This is a genomic window from Algoriphagus namhaensis, from assembly GCF_042649705.1.
GTDB lineage: Bacteria > Bacteroidota > Bacteroidia > Cytophagales > Cyclobacteriaceae > Algoriphagus > Algoriphagus namhaensis.
This window is the reverse complement of sequence record NZ_JBHRZS010000006.1, coordinates 1,012,988-1,037,862: the sequence shown is the minus strand read 5'-3', so window position 1 is coordinate 1,037,862 and position 24,875 is coordinate 1,012,988. Positions and strand designations below refer to the sequence as shown.

22 protein-coding genes are annotated in these 24,875 nt (G+C 42.3%); 7 read left to right on the top strand and 15 right to left on the bottom strand.

The annotated features are described in order from the left end of the window. Nucleotides 1-4: 4 nt before the first annotated feature. From ACFOSV_RS08090 to ACFOSV_RS08080, 3 genes are all read right to left on the bottom strand, one after another. The gene (locus ACFOSV_RS08090) at nt 5-181 is read right to left on the bottom strand and encodes a hypothetical protein (RefSeq protein ID WP_377905217.1); all 177 of its coding nucleotides are present in this window, start codon (nt 179-181) and stop codon (nt 5-7) included. 181 nt (nt 182-362) lie between these two features. Then, nucleotides 363-2,693 carry a M1 family metallopeptidase gene (locus tag ACFOSV_RS08085; protein ID WP_377905215.1) on the bottom strand — a complete coding sequence of 777 codons (2,331 nt, stop codon included), beginning with the start codon at nt 2,691-2,693 and terminating at the stop codon, nt 363-365. Between the two features lie 314 nt (nt 2,694-3,007). Then, nucleotides 3,008-3,589, bottom strand: coding sequence for a HupE/UreJ family protein (locus ACFOSV_RS08080; RefSeq protein WP_377905213.1), 582 nt, complete (start codon nt 3,587-3,589; stop codon nt 3,008-3,010). 93 nt (nt 3,590-3,682) lie between these two features. On the opposite strand from ACFOSV_RS08080, the gene ACFOSV_RS08075 reads away from it, so the two are divergent. After that, entirely contained in the window at nt 3,683-4,183 is a 501-nt protein-coding gene (locus tag ACFOSV_RS08075) for a DUF6702 family protein (RefSeq protein ID WP_377905211.1), read from the top strand. A 75-nt stretch (nt 4,184-4,258) separates the two neighbouring features. On the opposite strand, the gene ACFOSV_RS08070 is transcribed toward ACFOSV_RS08075, so the two are convergent. Continuing rightward, nucleotides 4,259-4,801 carry a 2'-5' RNA ligase family protein gene (locus ACFOSV_RS08070; protein ID WP_377905209.1) on the bottom strand — a complete coding sequence of 181 codons (543 nt, stop codon included), beginning with the start codon at nt 4,799-4,801 and terminating at the stop codon, nt 4,259-4,261. 110 nt (nt 4,802-4,911) lie between these two features. On the opposite strand from ACFOSV_RS08070, the gene ACFOSV_RS08065 reads away from it, so the two are divergent. Next, entirely contained in the window at nt 4,912-5,826 is a 915-nt protein-coding gene (locus tag ACFOSV_RS08065) for a universal stress protein (protein ID WP_377905207.1), read from the top strand. Here ACFOSV_RS08065 and ACFOSV_RS08060 read toward each other — a convergent pair. Then, nucleotides 5,823-6,746, bottom strand: coding sequence for a class I SAM-dependent methyltransferase (locus ACFOSV_RS08060; RefSeq protein ID WP_377905205.1), 924 nt, complete (start codon nt 6,744-6,746; stop codon nt 5,823-5,825). The genes ACFOSV_RS08065 and ACFOSV_RS08060 overlap by 4 nt on opposite strands. Next, nucleotides 6,736-8,106, bottom strand: a complete 1,371-nt coding sequence (locus tag ACFOSV_RS08055) for an exopolysaccharide biosynthesis polyprenyl glycosylphosphotransferase (protein WP_377905203.1) — start codon at nt 8,104-8,106, stop codon at nt 6,736-6,738. Before ACFOSV_RS08055 ends, ACFOSV_RS08060 begins: the two co-directional genes overlap by 11 nt. A 158-nt stretch (nt 8,107-8,264) precedes the next feature. Here ACFOSV_RS08055 and ACFOSV_RS08050 point away from each other — a divergent pair, with 158 nt between their 5' ends. Further along, nucleotides 8,265-8,933 carry a class I SAM-dependent methyltransferase gene (locus ACFOSV_RS08050; protein WP_377905201.1) on the top strand — a complete coding sequence of 223 codons (669 nt, stop codon included), beginning with the start codon at nt 8,265-8,267 and terminating at the stop codon, nt 8,931-8,933. Between the two features lie 3 nt (nt 8,934-8,936). Here ACFOSV_RS08050 and ACFOSV_RS08045 read toward each other — a convergent pair whose 3' ends face one another. The 3 genes from ACFOSV_RS08045 to ACFOSV_RS08035 form a co-directional block, all read right to left on the bottom strand. After that, on the bottom strand, nt 8,937-10,730 hold the full coding sequence (locus ACFOSV_RS08045; RefSeq protein ID WP_377905199.1) for an ABC transporter ATP-binding protein: 1,794 nt from the start codon (nt 10,728-10,730) through the stop codon (nt 8,937-8,939). A gap of 67 nt (nt 10,731-10,797) precedes the next feature. Next, nucleotides 10,798-11,961 carry an N-methyl-L-tryptophan oxidase gene (gene solA / locus ACFOSV_RS08040; protein WP_377905195.1) on the bottom strand — a complete coding sequence of 388 codons (1,164 nt, stop codon included), beginning with the start codon at nt 11,959-11,961 and terminating at the stop codon, nt 10,798-10,800. Between the two features lie 69 nt (nt 11,962-12,030). Further along, nucleotides 12,031-12,630 (bottom strand): hypothetical protein, encoded by a 600-nt coding sequence (locus ACFOSV_RS08035; protein WP_377905193.1) that lies wholly within the window; start codon nt 12,628-12,630, stop codon nt 12,031-12,033. 169 nt (nt 12,631-12,799) lie between these two features. On the opposite strand from ACFOSV_RS08035, the gene ACFOSV_RS08030 reads away from it, so the two are divergent. Beyond that, nucleotides 12,800-16,396, top strand: coding sequence for a hypothetical protein (locus tag ACFOSV_RS08030; protein ID WP_377905191.1), 3,597 nt, complete (start codon nt 12,800-12,802; stop codon nt 16,394-16,396). 4 nt (nt 16,397-16,400) lie between these two features. Beyond that, complete coding sequence (locus ACFOSV_RS08025; protein WP_377905189.1) at nt 16,401-17,594, top strand: tetratricopeptide repeat protein; 1,194 nt, start codon at nt 16,401-16,403, stop codon at nt 17,592-17,594. A 2-nt stretch (nt 17,595-17,596) separates the two neighbouring features. Here ACFOSV_RS08025 and ACFOSV_RS08020 read toward each other — a convergent pair whose 3' ends face one another. Together ACFOSV_RS08020 and rbfA are read right to left on the bottom strand one after the other, a co-directional pair. Further along, nucleotides 17,597-18,823, bottom strand: a complete 1,227-nt coding sequence (locus ACFOSV_RS08020) for an FtsX-like permease family protein (RefSeq protein WP_377905187.1) — start codon at nt 18,821-18,823, stop codon at nt 17,597-17,599. Nucleotides 18,824-18,834: 11 nt separating this feature from the next. Next, nucleotides 18,835-19,218 (bottom strand): 30S ribosome-binding factor RbfA, encoded by a 384-nt coding sequence (gene rbfA / locus ACFOSV_RS08015; RefSeq protein ID WP_377905185.1) that lies wholly within the window; start codon nt 19,216-19,218, stop codon nt 18,835-18,837. A gap of 81 nt (nt 19,219-19,299) precedes the next feature. Here rbfA and ACFOSV_RS08010 point away from each other — a divergent pair, with 81 nt between their 5' ends. Then, nucleotides 19,300-20,682 (top strand): hypothetical protein, encoded by a 1,383-nt coding sequence (locus ACFOSV_RS08010; protein ID WP_377905183.1) that lies wholly within the window; start codon nt 19,300-19,302, stop codon nt 20,680-20,682. 6 nt (nt 20,683-20,688) lie between these two features. On the opposite strand, the gene ACFOSV_RS08005 is transcribed toward ACFOSV_RS08010, so the two are convergent. The 4 genes from ACFOSV_RS08005 to ACFOSV_RS07990 all read right to left on the bottom strand — a co-directional run bounded on the left by ACFOSV_RS08005 (nt 20,689) and on the right by ACFOSV_RS07990 (nt 24,188). Further along, nucleotides 20,689-21,477: a peptidoglycan-binding protein gene (locus tag ACFOSV_RS08005; RefSeq protein ID WP_377905181.1), complete on the bottom strand. Its 789-nt coding sequence runs from the start codon at nt 21,475-21,477 to the stop codon at nt 20,689-20,691. A 127-nt stretch (nt 21,478-21,604) separates the two neighbouring features. Continuing rightward, nucleotides 21,605-22,036, bottom strand: a complete 432-nt coding sequence (gene rpiB / locus ACFOSV_RS08000) for a ribose 5-phosphate isomerase B (RefSeq protein WP_377905179.1) — start codon at nt 22,034-22,036, stop codon at nt 21,605-21,607. A gap of 11 nt (nt 22,037-22,047) precedes the next feature. Then, nucleotides 22,048-22,905: a twin-arginine translocase subunit TatC gene (tatC, locus tag ACFOSV_RS07995; RefSeq protein WP_377905177.1), complete on the bottom strand. Its 858-nt coding sequence runs from the start codon at nt 22,903-22,905 to the stop codon at nt 22,048-22,050. A 14-nt stretch (nt 22,906-22,919) separates the two neighbouring features. Further along, the gene (locus ACFOSV_RS07990) at nt 22,920-24,188 is read right to left on the bottom strand and encodes a serine hydroxymethyltransferase (protein ID WP_377905175.1); all 1,269 of its coding nucleotides are present in this window, start codon (nt 24,186-24,188) and stop codon (nt 22,920-22,922) included. A gap of 154 nt (nt 24,189-24,342) precedes the next feature. On the opposite strand from ACFOSV_RS07990, the gene ACFOSV_RS07985 reads away from it, so the two are divergent. Continuing rightward, entirely contained in the window at nt 24,343-24,717 is a 375-nt protein-coding gene (locus ACFOSV_RS07985) for a UDP-glucuronosyltransferase (RefSeq protein WP_377905173.1), read from the top strand. Nucleotides 24,718-24,875: the final 158 nt, after the last annotated feature.

Here is a 24,875-nt window from a genome sequence, read left to right as displayed (position 1 = left end):
TGGATTAGCTACCGCAACCTACGCAATCGATACTAGAGTCCATGGGTTTTACGCCTTTCAACTTCATTTCAAGGTTGTGAATTTGATCACGTACCTCCATATCGGCAAACATATCTCCAGTCAATTGACCTTTTAGCTCAGCGATCTGACTCTCCAGTTCTTGTAATTGTACTTCGCTCATGAATTTATGGTTAATGGTTAAAGTGAATGGTTAAAATAATCATCATCCGGGAAAAGTTCAGGATTTTGACTTCACAATTTTTAACAAAAATGATTCCAATTGAGAATGAGGAGATTAAAATTTAGGAAAAGAAGAAAGCCGACTCTTTCAAGTCGGCTTCGTTTCTAATCTTTAATTGAAATTACTTTCGATTCTGTGCTTTTTTCATGGGGTTACTTCCTGTCGAAGCACCGCGTACTGCGTTCGAGCGCTTGTACAATTCAAAACGAGAGGGAAGCATTTGTCTAGGCCAGTAATTATTAGACTCATCTATATCCGCGGTCTCACGAAGTGGGTCCACTACGACTTGTACGACTTCTTTTTCCTTGGCAAACACCTTGGTTACCTCTTTTTCATTCAGCCTCCAGATGTTAACAGGAATTCGCTCGATCTCAGAAGAACCATCTGCATACTGCCATTCTAGAATGATAGGCATCACCAGACCCCCCACATTTTTGAATTTCAATTCATAAAAATTCAAATTGCTTTCCCAGATTTTCTTTTCTTCAGGGCTTAAGCTTTTCACAAAATCATCATAGGTCTTCTGATCTTCTGAAGTCACTGTAAAGGGATTGTAAGTCGCATAAAAATCTCGAGTCGCCGGATCAGCCTCTACAAAAGTCTGTGGAACATCTCCCTTGTTTGCCTCACGACTCACATTGGTTTCGTCCAATTTCGCTGCTTTTTCCTCGTCTGCCTTGCGATCCTTAGGAGTACGATTATCCAGTTTGTACCAAGCGACCTGCTCTAGAGAAATGTCCACTGGCTCTGTGCCATAGAACCAGCCTCTCCAGAACCAGTCTAGATCCACTGCTGAAGCATCTTCCATGGTGCGAAATAGATCTTCTGGGGTAGGATGCTTAAACATCCATCTTCTTGCGTACTCTTTGAAAGCAAAGTCAAAAAGCTCTCGACCCATGATGGTCTCTCTTAGGATATTGAGAGCCGTGGCTGGCTTGGCATAGGCGTTTGGCCCAAAGCCAATGATGTTTTCAGAATTAGTCATAATCGGCTCAAGGACGCTCTGATCACTTCTCATGTAAGCAGCGATCTTATGTGCAGGTCCTCTTCGAGAAGGGAAGTTTCTATCCCATTCCTGCTCAGCCATAAACTGCATGAATGTATTCAAGCCCTCATCCATCCAAGTCCACTGGCGCTCGTCCGAATTGACGATCATTGGGAAGAAATTGTGCCCAACTTCGTGGATAATCACACCAATCATTCCGTTTTTGATGGCCTCCGAATAGGTTCCATCTTTGTCAGGACGACCGTAGTTGAAGCAAATCATCGGGTACTCCATCCCATTGCTTGCCTCTACAGAGATTGCGGTTGGGTAAGGATAATCAAAGGTATGAGCTGAGTAGGATTTGATCGTATGTGCTACCACTCGGGTAGAGTATTGACCCCAAAGTGGATTGGCTTCTTTGGCGTAGTAAGACATAGCCATTACGTTCTTGCCTCCCTGCTCTACTGCCATGGCATCCCAAATGAATTTTCTGGAAGATGTCCAGGCAAAATCACGAACGTTTTCAGCTTTAAAAGACCAGGTCTTTTTGTCTTTGGACTTTCCTTTTTCCAGCTTTTCTGCTTCTTCTTGAGTCCGGATGACTACCGGTGCATCAAATGTTTCTTTGGCTTTGTTCCATCGGTCCATCTCAGTGGATGAAAGCACATCGCCGGCATTTTGTAGCTCCCCTGTAGCTCCTACCATATGATCTGCAGGTACGGTGATATTTACTTCATAATCTCCGAAAACTAAGGCAAACTCCCCTCTACCGAGGAATTGCTTGTTTTGCCAGCCCTCGAAATCAGAGTAAACAGCCATTCTTGGAAACCACTCTGCCATAGTATAGAGGTAGTTGCCATCCTCTTCAAAAAACTCATAACCGGGACGACCTCCGATAAAGCTCATGCGGTCGTGGATATTAAAAGTCCAATCGATGGAAAACTTGAAGGACTCGCCTGACTTCAGTGGCTGTGGCAAATCGATTCGCATCATGGTCTGATTCAAGGCTACTGGAAGCGCATTCCCATTTTCATCCTTTATATCCAAAAGCTGATAGGCATAATCATCAGAATGCCAAAGTATGCCTTGCAATTGTCTCAAACTCATTCCTCTGGAAATACTAGATTCAGTCACTTTAGGAGTTTCGGAATCTTTTCCACGCTGGTTTTGATCCAGCTGAATCCAGAGATAAGTGAGCACATCCGGGGAATTGTTGTAATACGTAATCGTCTCCGCACCTTTGATGGACTGATTATCATCATTTAGCTCTACATCGATCACATAGTCTGCTTTTTGCTGCCAGTACAAATGTCCTGGCGCTCCTGATGCCGTACGGTATACGTTGGGTGAACGGAGCATGGTACCCAATTGCTCAAATCGCTCCGCATGATTTCGCTCTGATTGCTGCGCAAAGCCGGAAAAACCGACCAAAATCATCAGCAAGGCTAGTAATCCTATTTTTCTCATTTCCTGTATAATTTAAATCAATCTAATTCTTATCCAAAGTTAAAATCACTTCTACTACTCTAGCTCGAGGTTCCAAACCTGTTTATCGAGGTTCTGAACGGGTATTTAGACGTTCCGAACCTGTTTGTCGAGGTTCTGAACGGGTATTTAAAGGTTCCGAACCTGTTTGCCGAGGTTTCGAAGGGGTATCTCGAGGTCCTGAATCAGTAATTAGAGGTCCTGAAGTTGTATTTAGACTCTAATCTACCTAATCCCTATACCTCAATCCCCATTCGCTATTCCCTAATCCCTATTCCCAAACTTCAAACTCCCTCTCACCAATACTTCGCATCCAACATTAGCATCAATGCAATGCCAAATACAAAAGCAGAAATTATCAAGGCCCATTCCCTTCTCTTCACGCCTGCCAAACCAACCACAACCGAAGTCACAGCCAGATAAATCCCTACAATCACTACTTGCCCAAGCTCCAAGCCCAAGTTGAACGCCAACAGCGGCTGCCAAATGCTTGCCTCAGCACCCAAAAGCTGCCGTAGGTAATTGGAAAAGCCCAAGCCATGAATCAAACCAAAGAATAAGGCATACACATAGGCAAACTGAAATCCTCTGGTATTCGTAGGTCTTGGTTTAAATATCGAAGATAGCGCAGTAATAGCGATAGTCACAGGAATCAAAAACTCGATTAGTGCCGCATTGACATTGATCAGCTTGAATGTGGCTAGAGCCAAAGTAATTGTATGGCCAACGGTGAAAAATGTCACTAGCCAGAGTATTTTCTTCCAATCTCTTGGGATAAATACTGCACAAAGTGCCAGCACAAAAAGAATATGATCGAAGCCCTGCAAATCCAAAATATGCTGGACGCCAAGCTTGAAATACAATTGAAATGAATTCATAGGGTGATGAATGGTACTATTTAAACTTCTAAAGAAGTAAATTGCGGCAAGTATAGGAGTTTAACCTTACATACTACAAGCAAAATATACCAAATGCTTCAAAATTATATCGTTTTGATAATATGGGGATGGATGGGATGGGCCGTTCACCCATTTTTTATTAGCCTCACAGAGATCCGCCAAAACACGGAGTCCGGTCGATTGGAAATCGCCCAGAAAATATTTTGGGATGACCTAGAGGTGGAATTGAATGATCTTTTGGGAGAATCCGTGGACATTCTCAATCCAAAGGATAAAACCAAGTTGAACAAGCAGTTTAAAGACTATTTGCTCGCTCAGAATCAACTCCGCATCGACGGAAAGAACCTCCCCTTGGAATATTTAGGCTACGAAATAGACGATGATGCGGTCTGGTTTTACATACAGTCTGAGCCACTTTCTCCCTTGACTGTTTTGGAAGTAAAAAACACTGTTTTACTCAAAAATTTCTCCACACAACAGAACATTGTTCACGTCTATTTTCCTGGATATTCTACACCTAGAAGCCTATTGCTCGGCAAGGGCGAGGAATCGGGATTAGTGAAGAAGGAGTAAGCTCCAGGCTCATTTTAGCCTTTTTGGCTTAAAGAAACCCTTCCCTAGAGCCAAATTCTGTTTTATTATAAGGCTCTAGATTTCGGCCAATGAAATCCTCTCTAGCTCTTTCCAGCGGCCATCTACTTTTTTCAAAACAGAAATATCGCTTACCGAGTAGTTCTGGAAAATTGCATTTTCTCTAATCAACTCAAAAACTGGGTCGAATTTGACTGGCTTCAAATCCTTGAAAGCAATAGTCATGTGTGGAGTGTAATTTCTATCCGCCAATTCGTCTACAAGCTTGAGTTCCCGCTTACAGAAAAGGTTCAATTCTGACTGAAGCTTGAAAAGTGAAGCATCCGCTTTCACGTCCCAAAAAATCACTCGATTTCCAAACGTTCGAACACCGTCGATCCGAATGTCAAAAATTGGATACCCCTTTAAAAAGTCTCCAATTTTTGAAATAAGCTCTGGCTCCTTGGCCTCGTTAAATACAAAAGGCATCTTAAGGGTGACATGGGCAGGAGACTTCAGGGCGTACTTGACCCCATGTTTATCGCAGATTTCTTCCTTTAGAGACAATGCCTTTTGCTGAATATCTCCTTCTGGCACAATGGCCAGAAAATACTTTTCCATCTTTTTCACTGCTGATCCTCAGTTGATGTAAAAATGCTTTTTACCAAAAAACATAAAACTATTCTATTTCCAATTGCAATGCCTTAAATTAAGGTTCAAATAAAAAACCCATGAAGAATTTTTCTAAAGCACTTGTAGGCCTTGATCTCACTGAGATGGATGATATCCTGATCAAAAAAACCATCACATTTATCGAATTTTTAGGAATTGAAAAGTGCTATTTCATTCATATCGCAAAGGATCTGGCTATCCCTCAGGAGATTTTGGACAACTATCCAGACCTAGTAGCGCCGGGAGATGAGTCGGTAGAAGCTATTATGGCGGACAAGCTGAAGCAGTTTAATTTTCCTGATTCTGTGGAGGTCGAAGTTTTTGCCGAGGAGGGCAGTCATCCACTGGACACGTTCCTGCGCTGGGCTAGGATTAAAGATGTGGACTTGATCGTCATGGGCCGAAAAGAAACGCTCGAAGGCAGTGGTTCCCTAGCCAAAGGAGTCGCAAAAAAGGCGCCTTGCTCCATTCTGATGCTTCAAGAAAAGCGCCCTGTGAACATGCCAAAAAAGATCATGATTCCTACGGATTTCTCCTCTCACAATCATATGATCTTTGAGTTTGGTGAAAGAATCTCTAAAGAAGTAGGTGCGGAAATCGTTCCAGTGAATATTTATGAGGTACCTCATGGCTACTCCAAGACCGGAAAGAGCTTTGAGGAGTTTGCAGAAATAATGAAGGAAAATGCACAGAAAGATTACCAAAAGTTCCTTTTGAAGAAAGGCAAAAAACAAGTGGCTTGTCAATTCATTCTTCGCGATAAAAGTGATGACGGAGAGATCTTACTGAATCACGCCTTAGAAATCGGAGCTGATATGATTTTACTGGGTTCAAGAGGAAAATCCAAGTCTGCAGCGATTATGTTGGGAAGTACGGCGGAGGAACTCATCGCCAAAAACAATCTCATTCCCATGCTGATCTTCAAAAAGAAAGGCGAAACGATAGGCTTTTTTGAAGCCTTATTCAAAATCTAATCTCGCCGAGATAAATAAAAACAAACTTGATCTCCCTTGCCCTCTAGATTGTACTGGAGGGCTTTTTTTTGGAATTCCTCTTTTTCTCCTTCTGTGAACTCATTGGCTAAGTTTGCCTGTGTCAATGGCAAATTGCGCTGATACAACTCCGTGCCCATAAATTGAAAGGCCTCTGAGTCAAATTCGATTTCATCCAAGGAAAAACCTTCGGTCTCCGCTAGTAAACGGAAGCCTTTTTGACTTCCAATTACCAAATGCCGCGGAGCATCCAATTGTACCCAAAGTTCCTTTTCGGCCTTAAACACAGCCGCATCCGCTATAGGCGTCCGGATCAGAAGCTTTCCGCCAGGCCTGAGTCTTTCAAAGCAAGCTTTCAAAACCTCCCTTGGATTTGCCATATGCTCAAAAGCATGATGCATCATAATCAAATCAAAGGTCTCTGAGGACTGACCAATTTCTTTTTTCCAAAGCTGAAGTCCGGAGGCAATCTGTTGATCCCTGCTAATAAATGGGTCAAAGCCATGCAAGTCTTTAAAACCTCCTGCATACAACTCGTAGAGCAACTGACCATTTCCACAGCCCACATCCGCGATCTTATCATCAAATCTAGGATGAAGCTTCTTGAGCCAATAGGCATACGGAGGCTCAGGGATTGGGACTCCGGCAAAAAGTGCTCTCATCCGGAGCTTTTTCAAAAAAATATGCAATGAATTAGACCGAACCAGAGGTTCAAAAGAGTAGTATTCCTTTGGATAATATGTGGAAAGATCTTGAGGAATTTCTTTCAGTTGCAAGGATGCACACTGCTCGCATTGCTGGTAAGTACACTCATCCCCCAAGCCGAGCATCCGCTCAAAAGCGGTAAACTCAATCAGGTGTGAAGAATTACAAAATTTACAGGATCCTGGACTAATAGGCATCGTCCTTATTGGAGACTACTTCTCGGAAAGTTTTGGCCATGATTCCCATGTCCAACAAAAAAGACCAATTATGGATGTAAAAGCTATCTAGTCTTACCCTGTTTCTTATTTGATAAGGGTTTTCTATTTCGCCCCGATACCCGCGTACTTGAGCAAGCCCTGTAATCCCAGGTCTAATCTTATGTCGAGAATCATACCGCTCGATTTGAGTCTTGAAATCCTTATTCATCGGTACGGTATGAGGGCGTGGTCCGACGATAGACATATCTCCTAAGAGCACATTTATAAATTGTGGCATTTCATCCAAGGACGTTCTACGCAAAAAAGCTCCGATTTTGGTTACTCGTGGATCATTTTTAGTTGCCTGCTTTTCATCCGCATAGTCATTGGGTGTCATGGAACGGAATTTCAGACAGTTAAATACCGAATTATTAATTCCGTTTCTTTTTTGGATAAAAAAGATCGGCCCTTTCGATTCCCACTTGATCAAGATTCCGACCAAAGGAATGAGCCATGAAAGCACGGCAACAATCATGAATGCGCTAAACAGAATATCGAAAACTCGCTTCAATACAGCATTAAATGCGTTATCGAGTGGAATTTCATTGACATTGATAACAAAGAAATCTCCGTATCGAGAAAAGGAAAGGTTTTTTTCCAATTGCAAACTTCCACCTGGGATCATTTTTACCTTGATGTAATTTTCGTCGGCAAAATTGATGATTTTTCGCACTGTATTCGGCTCCAACTGCTCATGGATATAAATCAAATCAAGATCCAGGTCTTCTGCCTGATTGAAAAATGAGGCTACATCACCTCGCGTTTGATCACACTGCGCATCATTGTCAAAATAGCCTAAGAAATTGATTCCAAAATCCTTCCGAATTCTAAATACATCTGCCAGCCTAGGGCTGGTACCACCCTTTCCGATGATCACAGCATTTCTGTAGTTGTTCCCTTTAGCTCGGTAATTCTTGAGCATCATGTGAATGCTCACACGGAAGATCCCTAACAAAAGCATGAGCCCCAGCCCAAAGACCACAATAGGAATCAGCTGAAATTGTGGCTTATGCAGTGGCACCCAAAGGATGGCCATGGCTCCAAGAAACCAGAATACCGTTACGCCCAAATGCTTTAGAGTGGCTTCGTAGTCGTCCGTTCGACCAATCTTGTAATCCTTTCGCAGCCCGGCAATTAAGAGCCAAAGAAAGGAAAGTGGTAAAACAGCAAAGAAGGGGACTGGATCGAAAAGGGATAAATTCACCAAAATGGAGGTACAAATCCAAAGCGCCAGACTGATAGCTAAAAAATCAGCCACCAGAAAAAGCCAAGGGAAGTACTTATCAAACCTTCTTTTCATAAAAATTTTATTCCGACTTGTGCAAGTCAATACAAAAATCGCACAAATCTTTTTCAAAAAAGAAAAGCTTTCGCTTTCAGCAGTAAAATTAAGAAAAGAATTCTCATGCCTGATTACTTTTCATTTTATTTGTACTCTCATTTCCCTCAAAAAACTAAATGCCAGCCCTCTCTAAGCTTTTTGCCTCTTCGGATCAGCCCAATTCTCTTGGAGCGAAATTCAGGTCAAAAAGGCTAAAGGACTTCGAGAAACTGTTTTTCAACAATTTTTCTGAAAATCAAGCCATTCGAATTCTAGACGTTGGTGGAACAGACTATTTCTGGAAGGAGAGTTCGATTTTGAATTTGCCACAAGTCGAGATCACCTTGCTCAATCTACATTTGGAGCAATCCTCTCACCCCGCTGTAAAGGCTGTGACCGGTGATGCCACCAATATGAGTCAGTTTGAGGATGGTTCTTTCGATTTAGTCTTCTCTAATTCAGTCATCGAGCATCTCTACGATTTTGATAATCAAGAACGAATGGCCAAGGAAATCCAGCGTGTAGGACAAAAGTATTTCATTCAGACGCCCAATAAGTTTTTTCCCGTTGAGGCTCACTATGCACTTCCATTTGCCCAGTACATGCCCAAATCTTGGGTGTATTTTCTACTGACGAAAACTAAATTAAGCAGATTACAAAAATGGGATCAGAAGGATGCTCGGCAATATTTGGATGAAATCAGACTCCTGAGTGCTCAGGACATGGAAAAGCTGTTTCCAAAGGCAAAGCTCTATAAAGAAAAGGTGCTGGGACTGGTCAAGTCCTTCGCCGCACACAATCTCTAAACCTTATTCTGCATCGGAAAATTGTAGGCGTACAAGGTTTGAATAAAAACCTTCGCTTGCTGAAAGCAATTCCTGATGTGAGCCTTGCTCCACAATCTCACCATCCTTGATGACATAGATTCGATCCACCTTACGTATGGTGGCCAATCGATGTGCAATAATGATGGAAGTTCGTCCTTTCATTAACTCATCCAAAGCCTCCTGAACCAATGCCTCAGATTCTGCATCTAGAGAAGAGGTCGCTTCATCCAAAATAAGGACGGATGGATCCTTCAAGATCGCCCTGGCGATTGCCACACGCTGCCTTTGTCCACCTGAAAGCTTTACTCCACGCTCTCCAACAAGAGTGTCTAAGCCTTCTGGAAATTTCGAAATAAACTGCCAAGCGTTAGCTTTTTTGGCCGCCTCGATGATTTCTTCTTCACTTGCATTAGGTTTGGCGTAGCCGATATTTTCCCGAATCGACCCTCCAAAAAGTAAAACCTCCTGAGGTACCATACCAATCTGCGACCGCAATTGATACAGGTCCCAATCTTCGATTTTCTTATCATCCAGTCTGATTTGGCCAGATTCAATGCTATAAAGTTTGAGTAGCAGTTGGATAATGGTAGACTTTCCGGCACCGGAATGCCCAACCAAGGCTACTTTTTCTCCAGGCTGGACCTGGAATGAAATACTTTTCAATACCACTACCTCTTGACGGGTTGGATAGAAAAATCTAACCTGATCAAATTCAATGGCACCATTTAATCTTGGAGAATTTACTCCATTAGCTGGCTCAAGTGGCTCTTCTAAAATCTCCAAAACTCGCTCCGATGAGCCAATGGCCTTCTGAACTTGACCATAAATGTCTCCAAGTCCTGCAATGGATCCGCCGATAAAAGTAGTGTAAAGCACAAAAGAGACAAGCTCTCCTACACTCATTTGGCCTTCTGCCACGAGGCTAGACCCATACCACATTACTGCAACGATCCCACCGAAAAGGGCAAAAATGATAAAGGAGATAAATGCTCCTCGATATTTAGCTGCTCGCAAAGCCACATGCACCACGCGGTCCAAACCACGCTTATATCTGGTGGTTTCGTAAACTTCTCCCACGAAAGATTTCACTGTCTGAATAGATTGCAGCGTCTCCTCCACGATTACATTCGCAGCAGCAAGTTCATCTTGAGTCTTTTTGGAAAGTTGTCGGATAAAACGTCCAAAAATCATCGCTATCAATACCAAAGCAGGGAAAGTGATGAGCATAAACAAGGTTAGTTTTGGTGTAGTCACCAAAAGAAACACGATCCCTGCCAGCAAAGTAATGATCTGTCTAAATAGCTCAGCCAGGGTCACAGAAAAAGTATCTTGAAGCATGCTCACATCAGAAGTAATCCGACTGATAAGTTCCCCTGTTCGGCGCTGATCAAAAAAGGTCATCGGTAGGCGTACAAGTCGGAAATACAGGGATTCCCGAATATCACGCATGGATTTCTCAGAAACCAATGCAAACAACCAAACTCGAAAAAAGGAAAATACGCTTTGTACGGCCAAAATACCCAATAGCATGAGTGCAATCGAGTTGATGTCATTGACGATCCATTCGGTTCCTTGGGCAGCATCAATAAGTTTTCCTGCTACAAATGGAAATGTCAACAGCGTGAGGGACGACAGTAAAAGAAATACTAAGCCCAGAATAAAGGCCCATTTGTAGGGAACTAAAAACCTGAAAATCCCTCTGATTTTGGCGAAATTCTGCTTGTTCAACTTCCGCTTTTCATGCTCTTCCAAAGCAGTGCCTCTTCTCTTTGCCATACGCTAATTTAATTCGCTGACAAAAGTACGCTTTTTGTGAGAAAGGCGGGATGTAATCCAGAACCAATCACATAAAATCTGGAACTGAAGGGATATTCCCCATCATTTTGTCAGCCAAATACTCACCCAAAGCGGCCGAATGTTTAAACCCATGTCCAGAACATGCAGAAACCATCGTCACCTGATCTAAGGTAGAGTGCGGTTCGATCACAAATCTAGCATCTTCAGTTACGGTGTAAAAACACACTTCAGATCGGATGATCTTACCAGTCAAGCCCTTGATCCTTTCACTTATTATTTCATTCCAAAAAGCTTCTTGCTCCGATTGAGATACTTCCCTCACGATCTGATCCGGATGATTGGTCTCCAAAAAAGACTCTGTGGCTACCTTGATGGACTTTCCATCCAAACTAGGAAACCCATACACAAAGTCCTCAGGTCGGGGGCCAAATCCCCACATGAAAACCGGCATGTCTCTCCAATTACTTGCATCTTCTATTTCTAGCCAGTGAAGGATTTGTCGGCAGATTTTGAAGCGCTTTTGCTCCACTTTGGGCAAAAAATCTTTGACCCAACCACCCACACTGATCAATACCTTTTTGGTGAATATTGGACCATTTGCAGTATCCAACTTTAGAACTCCTTCAACTTCTTCGATTTTTAGAATGGGTAGATTTCGTCGGATCGATGCCCCATTTCGGGTAGCAAGGTCAAGTTGGGCTTGGATACACTTTTCGGGAAAAAGATAACCAGCCTCTTTCTCCAAGTATGCCTTTCCGGAGTTTTCAAGATTGAAAAACGTATAGTTGTCTTTTACCTCATCGGCTTTTAGGACTTGATGCTGAATATTTCCCCGCTGAGCAAAAGAAATCGTCCGATTCAAAAATCCTTCTGTGCCATGTTTTTCCCAGGTTTGTATACCAGAGTCCATCAATAAACCCCCACATGGAACTCTCAATTTTTGACCTGTTTGACGCTCTATTTCTTCCCAAAGCAAATGTGATCTTTTTGCCAAAGCCACATAATCCTCACCTTCCCCAACAGCCAAACGGGTGATTCGAGTCTCTCCATGAGAAGACCCCAAAATATGAGGAGGATCGAAGCGATCTATTCCAACCACGGATGATGTAAACTTGCTCAGATTATAAAGCGCAGCTGATCCCACTGCACCCAGTCCTACAATGGCAAAGTCAAATACATTTTGAGCAGTGGATAACTGAGGGCTTTTCATTGTGAATCAAGGGTCTTGATTCAATGTACTAAAAAAGAAATTCCGTATCGAAAATTTCGATTGAGTGAATTACTTTTTGCCCATTTGGGCATCAATCAGCTCGCGCTTCATTTTTCGCTCGCGCTCCAGCGTGTTTTTTCGGTGCTGATCAAACTCTTCCTGAACATCAAGAAGGTCTTTTTCCGCTTTTTTGATTTTGCGGAAGCTCCGTGAGTATTGAAAAGAAAAGAAACCTAATGCCACTGCCAGAACACCGACGAGCAACCACATGATGGAAGAATACACAGCCTTGTGAATTCCAATTCCGAAAAAAGTAAAATTATCCTTAGCGTCTAAGGCTTCTTGCTTTTCCTCTAGACTTGTCTGCAAGTCTGCATTTAGCGTACTGATTGAATCTTTTTGAGCTCTAATATCAACTTTAAGAGCTTCGGCTTCTTCACGTTTTGCTACTAAAGAATCAAGAACATTTCCTTTAAGCTTGTCCAAGTTTGTAAGCTTCACCACTTTGTACTCTTGGAAATTATTCGAGGTAGAATAGATATAGTCAAATTGATTTTCAATGGTTCCTCCATCTAGAGGAGCTACCTTTTCTTCGGTTTCTTGAGCAAATAGTGTGGAATTTGAAAGGAGAATTAGGGTACTGAAAATAAGGGCGGATAAACGTTTCATCTAATGGATTGTAATTCTTGTATGCGAAGCAAAGCACGTTTCAATAAACATGCCTTTTTGCAAAAATATGCTCTTTTTTGATACCAATGCCCGCCAGATAGAATATAAGACTCGTTGATTGTTGATTTTCAGCGAATTATAAACTAGATTCTAATCTGATTTTTTTATTATGAAACTGAAAACCTTTAAGATCTGGCTATTTCTGCTTCCGCTTATCGCTGTGATTGGTGTGATTCTTTTTCTGCAATCAACCAATAATCAAAAGGAACTTGAAGGCCAATTAATCCGAAGCATCACTGCCACTAGAAACGATGCCATTCGGGCTTTGGATGATTACTATGCTCAAGTGGACAGTTACTTTTTACGACTGGGCTACTCCTACTATCATGAGGATAAAGTGATGCGAAGAGAGGCTAAAAAGATTGTTAGTGTTTTCAAAAGAAGTGATCCTAGCTTTTCCAATTTGACTCTTTCGAGACAGGGAGAGGAGAGTAATCTGACTTTGACCAAAACCGGATTAAGAAAACAAGGCTATGCCCTTCAGCTAACGGAAAGCCAACGATCGGACTTTCAAAATGATTCTGTCCAAAGTGGCCTGAAGATCAATAAATCCTTTTCTTCAGCCGCAAATGATCAGCCCTATGTGGATCTAGAGATTCCCTTTGAGATACTTCTTCGAAAGCAGCAAAGCAATAGACAGTTTAGCTCCCTGCTACTCGTTGACTCTTCGGGAAACGCAGTATATCCTGAGGAATGGAAGGGGGTGAAAGTTCTCCAGCCCAAACCTATAATCTCTGACACTACCGGTACCCGAAGTGGAGTTTATGTAGAGCAAATTGATTTTTCCAATCAACGGTATAGAAGCTATGTGGCTCCTCTAAATCTTGAAGGATTAGAACTCTATGCTGTGGGGATGTTTGAAGAAAATATCTTTCAAAAGGTAGGGTTAAGAATCAATTTCCTAATGCTTGCCACCTTAATCTTCTTTTTGATCATTTTGGTAGCTATCATTCCCATCCTCAGCATTCTTAATCTCAGCAAAGGGGATTCATTAAGTCAATTGAAGGTCATCAATGTGGGTATTTCACTATTGGGTCTGGCTTTGCTTTTGGGTTTTGCTTCCTCATTTTTCAGAAACCTCCCAAATGCTACGGAAACTGTCACCCCAACCATCAATGAGATGGCGTCGCTGTTTAGAAAAGGAATTTCTAATCAAAAGAATCTCTTGGCCACTAAGACCAAAAACACCAACAAGATCCCTCCTGGCGAAAACATCAATGAATTCCTTTTAGTGACAAGTTGTCAAAACGACAACCCGGTACATCTAATTGAAAAACTGGTATTTGCTGGAACTTCTATCGAGCCGGTAGATTTCAGTGATACTGACGGCACCAAGTCATTTATAGATATTTCAGATCGTGCTTATGCTAATTACTTTTCCTCTACAAATCATGGAGATGAGTATTATTTCGGCGCACATTATAGTAGGGGAACTGGAAATTTAGAAGCGGTCATGTCCAAAAAAGGGCAAGTTGGATACCTCAATGCCATCACCTTTGGTCTGCAGAATATAGACCCGGCTCTCAATCCTCAATCTGGCGAAGATTACATCAGTGACGATTATCGTTTTTTACTTTTTAAGGAGGATGGAAAAATCCTTTACAAAAGCGACAAAATCGATATACCCATTAGCTACCTTGACGAAGGTCTCAGCGGAGACATGTGGACCAAAATTTCCTCCTTGATCAAAAGTAACCCTGACTTAAATGATAGCCAATCACTCGAGACTAGTCTTTACCTTAATGGCTACCAGTACTCAGGGGTATTGCGTCAGATCGAGCGAGAGGGGTTTGATCAAAAAATATGGATGCTCTTTTTGGTAAATGAAAACCTGACACACGTATTGTCTTCACTCACCAGTTTGGAATCTATAAGTCTGATGGTGATTTATTTCCTTTTTCTTATTCTACTGATGGTAGTCCAAAGGCTCAGCAGCCAGACACTTTCTGAAAAAGGGTTCAAGGTCTTTCTTTACAATTGGCTAAAGCCTACAGACCAAAATGGGCCTAAACTGATTTTTTTATTTGGCTCTATGTTGATATTGGGTGGTGTTTTTGTGGGGATCTTTTATGGATTCGACATGAATCACTTAGGCTTTTTGATTTTCTGCTGCTTTATGGCGGTATGTGTTTCACTCCTCAACTATCTCGTGAATGTAATCAATGACGACACCACCTTAGGTAATTTTTTAAAAGGCCTGATCCATGAATATTTACCAGTCCTTTTGATGGGTGTTATATTATGCATTTTGGGGGCGATCGCCATCTTCATGTTTGAAGCAAGTTTTATCCCTTTTGCCCTAGTTTTCTTGCTTTCATTTCTCCTTGCTTTTGTCTGGGGCATGAGCAATAAAAAATTTCAAGGCTATAAGGTGAAGGGAACAGAAATCCTCCCAGCATTTTTATGTATCTGGTTTATCGTTATCGGGTTTTTCCCGGGCTACATGATCCAATCCAAGACTCAACTCTTCGAGTCCGCCATTTGGAATCAGACCAAAGTTTCGGAAAATTCAGGTTCGCCAGATTCCGTAAAGCTCAATCCAACTTTTGTTTCCTTTGAAAAAGGCCGCCGCCAATCCATGAACCAATTGACTGATCTTTTTGACGGGAAAATTCAAGCCTTCGTAGCACCCAATACAATGAATTTCTACCGGACCCTTTCGGCGGGCATCAAACCAAATTTGACCGGAAACACCCTCTGGGTATTACTAGGGATTTTCGGTGCGGGAATTGCCTTTAGTTACTTTATCACCACCATCCAAAACAGTATTTTTTATCGATTTGGCCCGCGATTCAAAAACCAAAATCAATTTCTTAAAAAGTCCCTTTCCTTTGTATCCTGCTTAGATTCCAGTTTGATTGAAAGCAAAATCATAGATGCCGTTGAGATAGACATGCTTTTCGATCCAGAACTTAGTCAGCTGAAAAATATCCGGTGGAACAGTACGTATCACATCAAAAACTTCCATACTCAAAAGGATTATGGAGCCAGCCTTCCTTTAATTCAGGAGATGCGCCAAGAGTTTATTTCAAAAAACAGTCGGCTGGTTATTAGCTCTGGTTTGAGCTGGAAGGAGTTATTTAGCCTGATTCCTGACAATCGCACTAAGGTTGCCTTTTCTGAAGTTTTTGCTGATTTCTATTTTGATTTCATCCCGCTTAAGCCAGAGAATACTCCCTCAAATGAATCTTTGAGCAATGAAGATCTTCTTCAAAAACTCCGGAAACGAAAGTCTTTTTACGCGAATATTTGGTCAGAATTAAACTTTGACGAGCGCCTGGCTTGCTATTCTTTTGCCATGGAGGGTTTCTTCAATCCAGCACAATCCGACACACTTTCCTCATTAAATCAAAAGGGGGTGGTAATACCAAAGGCTGATAGCTCTCAAGAAAATACGGCCAAGGATACTTGGACTGAATGGCAATTATTTAGTCCCATGTTTCGAAAATTCATCCTTTCTCATATCACAGAAAAAGAAGCTGAAGAATTTAAGAAGTTTGAAAAACGATTTGGTAACTCGAGCCTAATTCAGATTTCAATCGTAAGCTTTGTGCTGATTTGCTTTGCACTGATAGGTATTTTTGATCGAAATTTCTTTAACGAGGCCTATGCCTACCTCACCGGAAGCCTTGGATTACTAGGAAGTCTTTATGCACTTTTGAATCGTGGACTTTCTGGTATTAAATTTGGCAAAAGCGAATCCTGATTTAATGCGCCAAATCTCACTCCTTCTAATTACTCTTGTCTTAAGTAGTACAATTACCCAAGCCCAAGAATCCAGAATGAACGATCTGGAAAAAGGAATGAGTGCTTTTAATCAGGAAAAATGGGAAGATGCCCTCGAATATTTCAACCTTTGGATCGCAGATCATACTGGGGACGCCAAAGCCTATGTCCTTCGGGGACAGACACAGGAACAATTAGGCGATGACTTGAAAGCCAACACGGACTTTTCCATCGCTATCAATTTGGAGCCTGCTTATGCCGAGGCCTACTTTGCTCGAGGCAGGTCGAGATATCTTCTAGAACAGTATGAAAATGCGATGCAAGATTTTCTCAGCTATTTAGAACTTCCTAAAGGAGAAACCAATCAAATCATTTTCCGAAAATCCCCAGGGAATTCTGGCTATTCGGAGATTTTCACAGCTCAGACTGAAAATCCGGCACAAGCGTATTATCATCTCGGTCTTTGCAGTATGGGTCTAGAAGAATTTGAAAGTGCGGTCCTTTATTTTGATATGGCTATCGAAAGCCAACCCAGCGATCCCAACTACTTTTCAGAAAAAGGAAGAGCACTTGGAAGAATCGGAGAAAATGATCTCGCTATCCTCGCTTTTGATCAGGCGCTTGCTTTGGATGAAAATAATCTTTCGGCTAAACAAGGTCTGAATCAAGTGAAAAACGGGGGTTCGGAAGAACTTCTTGAGGATCTGAATCGAACCATAGAGGAAAATTATGCAAACTCTCAAACCTTCAAACAACGAGGGTTTTACAAACTCAATCATGAAGACCCAGAAGGTGCACTGACCGATTTCAATTCAGCCTTAGATCTGGATGATTCAGACCCAGAAACTTATTATTATCGAGGCCGGGCACATTCCATACTTGAGAACTTTGAGGATGCTGAGCGAGATTTTACCAAATCTATCAGCATAGACCCTCAAAATCTTGACTACTTTCTATCTCGTGGGCAAGCACGTTACCGCTCAAAAAAGCTGAAAGAGGCTTTGGCCGATTTTACTATTGTGGTCAGCTTAGATCCAGATAGCGCTACAGGTTATTTCCACAAAGGCATTACTTATCATCGCTTGGGGAATATTGATCAGGCCTGCAAAGAACTAATCAAAGCTGATGAATTAGGCATGATCCAGGCAGTGGAGGTCCTAGAGAAAATCTGTAAGTGAGACTAAAGCTCTTTGGTAGTCTCTACTTGGGAAGCAATCCAAGCAGGACGATAAGACGCCAAAATAGTAATGGTCAAAACTGCGATAGAAATCCAGAAAAAATCAGTCCAGATCATCTTTACTGGATAGGAATCCACTACTGCCGAGGGAATCCCCAAAGACACTAGACCAAAAGTCGCCTGTAACCAACAGACCAAATATCCTAGGACAAGGCCTATCACTGCTCCGCTGAGTGCAATCAATGCACCTTGCTTTAGGAATATTCTGCGAACCATCTTTTCAGGGGCTCCCATGGCTTTCAAAATCGCGATGTCTTTTTTCTTTTCGATCGCCAACATACTGAGAGAGAAAAAGATGTTGAAAGATGCGATCCCAAGAATAAAAGTCAAGGTTAGAAAGACAAAAAGCTTCTCAAGTCGGACGGTGCGCAGAAGTCCCGCATGCTGCTCATCGGCATTTTTCACCAAAAACTCGGCCCCAAGAAAATCTTGGAGTTCACTTTGCACCTCATCGATGGTATAATCTTTAGCCACTTTAACCTCTAGTGCGGTTCTTTTCGATCCATAATTTAAAAGATCTCGAGTAAAGGCAAGCGGGGCAATCACATACTCGTCATCAAACTGTCGCTCAATGCTGAAATAGGCTACTGGTTCTAGAAACCCAGAAGTATACAATTGATTTGGATCTAGGGTTGCTGCACTTCTAGGAGCCTTGGGATAAAAAACTTTGAGCGGAACATTTACATTATCAAGATTTACAGAAAGAAAAAACCCCACCCCTCGACCTAAGATGGCACCTGGATTAAGCTCTGTTCCCAAGGTGGTATCACCCCAGAAATACCCTTTTGAAAACCTCTCTTGATCTAAGAAATTGTCTGAGACCCCTTTGATTCGAGCAACGAGTTGATTGCCATTGTATTCAAATAATGCATTATCCTCGATGACTTCTGTGAGGACTGCCACACCTGGTCGATTTCGGATTTCTTCGAGCCATTCCTCGGTCACTTCGAAGCTTTTTCCCTCAGCGACTTCGATCTTCAACTCGGCATCAAAGCTCGCAAACAAACCACGAATCAGGTCCTCCAAGCCATTGAATACCGACATGACGATCACCAGAGCCATGGTGCCCACAGCTACACCAATCATGGAGATGCTTGAAAGAATGGTAATGAAATTCCTTTTTTTCTTACTCCTGAAATATCTGGCCGCTATAAAGAAGCTAAAGTCCAATTCACCCGAAATTAAGATTCGTCCTCTTCCCCGTCTTCCTCAGATGCTTTGGGGATATTCAGCTTGTTGATGACCTTATCCATATGCTGGGCATAAGCGGCCGAATCATCAGGAAAAAATGCTAGCTCAGGGATAATCCGGACGGATTTTCCAATGCGCTTAGCCAACTGATGACGGATTTGCTTCTTTGCTCCATCGATTTTATCAAAGGTCTGCTCCGGATCCGTAATCAAAATACTCAAATAGGCCTTCGCAAAACCCAAGTCCGGGCTCACCATTACACGAGTGACGGTGATCATACCTCGACCTACAAGTAATCTTGATTCCTTTTGAAAGATCTCTCCAAGCTCTTTCTGAATCAACTTTGCGTATTTTTGTTGTCTTTTGCTTTCCATGTGAAGTATTTGATACAAATTTAGCGAAATAGTTGGGCATGGCTTAATTTCGCTACGCCACATTACTCAAGACCCTGTATTTTGTTAAACTTCTTCAAAGTCAATGACCCATTCAGACTCATCGCAGTAGTTATTTTTCTATTGGGTCTTAGTGCAGTCTATTTCCTTTTAAATCCTTTTTCCCTGACTCAATCTCAGCTTTCCTGGCTCGTAGTTGGAGAACGAGCTTCACAAGGCTATTTACCATTTTATGAAATCATAGACGACACCGCCCCCTTATCCGTTGCGGTTTTTGCCATCCTCAATTCAATTTTTGGAAGAGATATTTTAGTCTATGAAATTCTGGGCAGGATACTGATTTTGGCTCAGGCAATTTACTGGAATCTCACCTTGATCCGCTATAGAGTCTTTGATGAAACCTCCTATCTCCCAGCCATTATCTTGGTGGTACTTTTTCATTTTTCTTTTGACATGCTCAGCTTATCCCCGGCATTATTGGGAAGCTCATTTTTACTCTTGGCATTGGGACAACTGATTTCTTTGACTGTCTTGCAGAAAGAAACGAGCGAATCCACCTTATTAATCGGGCTTTATGCAGGTCTTGCCGTAGGTTTTCATTCTGTCTTCATCATATTTTTACCCTATTTGATCTTCACGGGGATTGTGATCAGCGGATTCTCTTTTCGAGAACTGTTACTTTCTTTAGTGGGCTTCCTTCTCCCACTTTTATTGATCGGAACCTATTATTTCTGGAATGATGGGGTTTGGGGATTGATCGAGGTTTGGCCCATCAGTTTTATGACTCCACGCGTCGCCTATCAAAGCTTGCTCTCATGGGGTATTCTGGGCAGCCTTCCCATCTTACTAGCTAGCTTGGGTTATGTGTTTTGCGCGGTGCTTCGCGGATCCACTATTAATCAGCAAAAACAGCGGCAATTACTTATCCTTTGGCTTTTTCTTTCTGCTTTTCAACTCTTTCTAATTAAGGACCAAGCCGCCTTTCAACTTGCTGTGCTGATCCCGACTCTGAGTTATCTGATCACACAGTTCTTTCACTTTGCAAAGAAACAATTTATTGCCAATACCCTTTTTCTTATTCTGATCTTGGGATTTCCTGGTGCGAGTATTTTATACTGGCAAGGGTATCTTGAGCAAAACCCCTCCTATTTGGTTAAGGAGAATCAAAATGGTCAGACAGAAAGCATGATGGTTTTGCAAAATGATTTGAGTCCACTCCGTGGAAACACTCTTGACGGACCATTTTTGAACTATGAGATGACAAAAATCTTCCTCGCCAAGGACAAAGATTATGGACAAAAGGCAAGACTCTTCGTCCTTCTGGAAACGCAAAAGTCAAGACGTGTCCTAGACCCTGATGGAGAGTTTGAAAAACTACTTCAACAATTTCCTGTCCTAGCCAAGGAGTATAGAAAAGCTGGAAATGGGGTTTTTGAATTGCGATAAGATATTTTAAATATCAGCTGCCTGCACATGCATCCAGTCAAAATTCCGCTGACGGCCTAAGCTAGTCCAACCCTCGGCTTCCCAGATTTTCCACCACGCTTCATATTCTTGCTTCGCAAAAGTCGCTCGATCACGGCCCCATCGGAGTTGGTTATTAATGGGGTCAAAATCTATAGCCACTGCCCAGCTATGCATGCTTGGCTTGGATCCACCTCGGATCGGTCTATCGTTGAAACAACCTCCAAAATAGTCCAATCTCAGCGCTCTAATTTGATCAATACCATAATGCCTCAACACCTCGGCAAAAACTCGCTCTGCACTGTCTTTGACCTTAGCATGAATACTGAAACTTTGAATAAGCTGATTGGGATTCCACGCGATCCTGAGAGGATAGGGTACCTCCATTCTCACTAGATTTGTGGCCTTTGGTCCGTAAAAAGCATCAAACTCTGGGGTATATGCCTTAGGCCATTTCTTAACTTGTACAATTTCTTCAGGCCTCCAAAGAGGTGCTGGCTCATTATTCTCCAGTTTGAAAACGGTTCTTTTGTAGGCATTATCAGTACTTGGCCCATAGTATCCGTCTAGCTTTCCAGGAAGCTCCCCTTCCTCAAGGCAGATATATTGCACCGTCCCAACAAGTTTTCTACGATCAGACCAATCTTCTGGGATAGCGGTAATGTGGGCGATCGCCTTTCTGGTTTTTGGGCCAAAGTCACCATCAATTTTCCCTGTGTACCAGCCCTTTTTTTTGAGCCAAGTTTGAATAAATACCGTGAGTTCGTGCGTGTCCATGGAATTAAAAATTAAAGAGGAATAAAAATGATTCTTCCTAAGATATCACTTTTATTCCTCTCTATCAACGCCTTACGACAAGTCTTCAGAAAAAAAGAAAGACTTAAACCCTAAGTATTTTAAGCTATTAGGTACAAGCTATTTTGTTTACCCTGTTCAGATGTCTACCCCCTTCAAAATCCGTGTTAAGAAAAATCTCAACCAATTTCTCTGCCAACTCATAACTGATAAAGCGAGCGGGAAGAGCCAATACGTTGGCATTGTTATGTTGTCGAGCAAGAGCAGCCAAATCCTCATTCCAGCAGAGCGCGGCTCTGATTCCTTGGTGCTTGTTGGCAGTAATGGCCACTCCATTACCACTCCCACAGATTACAAGACCTAGCTCATAGGCCCCAGCTTCGATAGCATCACTTAATGGATGGACATAGTCAGGATAGTCCACGGACGCGTCCGAAAAAGGACCAAAATCCTTCACCTCATGCCCCAAAGAGGTGAGCTTATCGATAAGCTTAGTTTTGTATTCAAACCCTGCGTGATCTCCTCCTATGGCTACTTTCATATCTTTTGAATTTATGGATTTAAGGCATCTTCTGCTTCTTCCTTAGCTCGCTTGATTTCACGCTTTTTCTCCAATCTTTTTGCAATCTGAATTCCTGCTTCGTAAAGAACCAAAATCGGCATAGCGATCAAAATCTGGCTAATTACATCAGGCGGCGTAATCACCGCCGCCAGCACCAAGATTACCACGATGGCATGTCTACGGTACGATCTCAGCATTCCCGAGGTCACCAGTCCAGACATGGCAAGGAAATAAACCACTACCGGAAGCTGAAACATAATTGCCGAAGCCAATACCAGCATCGTCAAGGTGGTGACGTAGGAAGTAATGTCAAACTCATTGAGAATAGAAGGATCCAGCTGATAATTTGAGAGGAAATTGATAGACAAAGGGGATAAAATATAATACCCAAAGCCTGCTCCCAAGAAAAATAGTAAGCTCACAAAAAACACAGCGCCTCGAGCTGCATTCTTCTCCTGATCATAAAGCCCAGGGCTAATAAAGCGCCACACTTCCCAGAAGACATACGGAAAGGAGACAATAAATCCGACCACAAAACTAGAGGTCATGTGCATCGAAAACTGACCAGTCATCTGTCTACTCTGAATGGTAAAAGGCAGCTCTTCAATGCAAAGGGCTGTAATCCCTAGGTAATTCCCTATATCACAAAGCCAACGATAGGTGAAAAAATCAATCTTAGAAGGCCCCAAAATCACCTGTCCGAAGACAATGCTTTTGGAAAGGAAAGCAATCACGGTAAAAATCAAAATGGCAGCCACCGACCTCAGCAAATGCCAACGTAATGCCTCCAAATGATCTAAGAAGGACATCCCTTCTTCTTCCTCTTCCACGTATTGATCTAATGCCACTTTTTATTCAAGTCTTAGTATAAAGGAAAACCTACCATCCACTCATTCACCTCAGCTTTAATCTTGGCAAGCTTAGCTTCATTGTCGTGATTTCGAAGCGCCGCATCAATTAGTCCCACGATTCTTTTCATGTGATCTTCTTTGAGGCCGCGGGTGGTAATCGCTGCAGTACCCACTCGCATTCCAGAAGTCACGAAAGGTGATCTCGTATCGAAAGGTACCATGTTTTTGTTGATGGTGATGTCCACCTTGCCTAGAGTCTCCTCTGCTAGTTTTCCGGTGATATCTTTATTTCTCAAATCAATCAGCATAAGGTGATTATCAGTTCCTCCTGATATAAGCTTATACCCTAGACTTACGAATTCATCAGCCATAATGGATGCATTCTTTTTTACCTGAAGAATATAATCCATGTATTCATCAGAAAGACACTCCTGAAAAGCGACTGCCTTAGCTGCGATGATATGCTCCAAAGGTCCACCCTGAGTTCCTGGAAAAACTCCTCCATCCAATAGGGAGCTCATTTTTCGGATTTCGCCTTTCATGGTTTTGATTCCAAAAGGATTATCAAAATCCTCCCGCATCAAAATCAATCCCCCACGAGGTCCGCGAAGTGTTTTATGGGTCGTAGTCGTCACGATATGACAATACTCCAAAGGATCGTTTAACAAGCCACGAGCGATCAATCCAGATGGGTGCGAAACATCCGCAAGTAGGATTGCTCCCACCTGATCTGCAATATCTCTTAATCGTTCGTAGTCCCAGTCACGGCTATAAGCTGAGGCTCCGCAAATCAATAGCTTTGGCTTCACTTCAAGGGCTTTGGCTTCTACCTTATCATAATCAATCACGCCGGTCTCCTCTTCTACTCCGTAAAAATGCGGATCATAAAGTTTGCCCGAGAAGTTCACTGGCGAACCATGAGTCAAATGTCCTCCATGAGAAAGATCAAATCCAAGAATCGGATCTCCAGCTTGCAAGCAGGCTAAAAAAACAGCTGCATTAGCCTGTGCGCCAGAGTGAGGCTGCACATTGGCCCAAGTGGCCCCAAAGAGTTCCTTAGCGCGATCGATGGCAAGCTGCTCGATTTGATCCACCACCTCACAACCACCATAATAGCGTTTGCCTGGAAGGCCCTCCGCATATTTGTTTGTCAATACACTGCCTGCCGCTTCCATTACTTGCTTACTCGCAAAATTTTCGGAGGCGATTAATTCAATTCCTACTCTCTGACGGTTTTCTTCCTGATTGATTAAATCAAAAATTACTGAGTCTCTTTTCATACTTGCTCGAATTTGGCGTGATTAGGTTGGATAGGCAAATACTGAGGTGGTACTTGCACGGCCAAAAATAGTCCGAAACTCCCGATAATCCAATCTTCACAGGGCATTGACAAAAGTTTAACCTCCTCAAAAAATGAATTGCTAATTTTACGGGATGTACAACTTCAAATTCGCTCCGGAAACTTACTTTAAAGAAGGCACCAATTCCGTGCTTTTGGTAAAATTACATTTTCCAGAAAGTCAATGGGGGGAGCAGATTAGTATTTATGCTCACCTTTTAGATCGAGCGATTGAGTTTGAGGCAGTAGATTTTTATGGGAATGACTACATGCTTTATCCCAGCAAAGCAGAAGAGCCTTTGAGTCTCGAAGATATCATTTATTTGATCGAAGGAATGCAGATCAATTCAGATTCGGTGGAAGGCAATGCAGACCTAGTGCTTAATGGAATACCTGAAGCAGAAAGTGATTTTTATCCAGAGCTTCAAGCCTATTTTAATGAAAAAAGGGCAAATTTCGACCTGCCTTAAAAATCGTGAAACAAAGGAGTATTTGAGGTCAAAGCATGAGTTTTGAACCAATATTCATAGGACGAAAAATCCACGCAATCTTTCAAAAGTATACCATTAAAATTCAAATTTTTAAGACGGTGACTAGGAAGCCAACTTTTCAAACTTCGTGCTTGAGC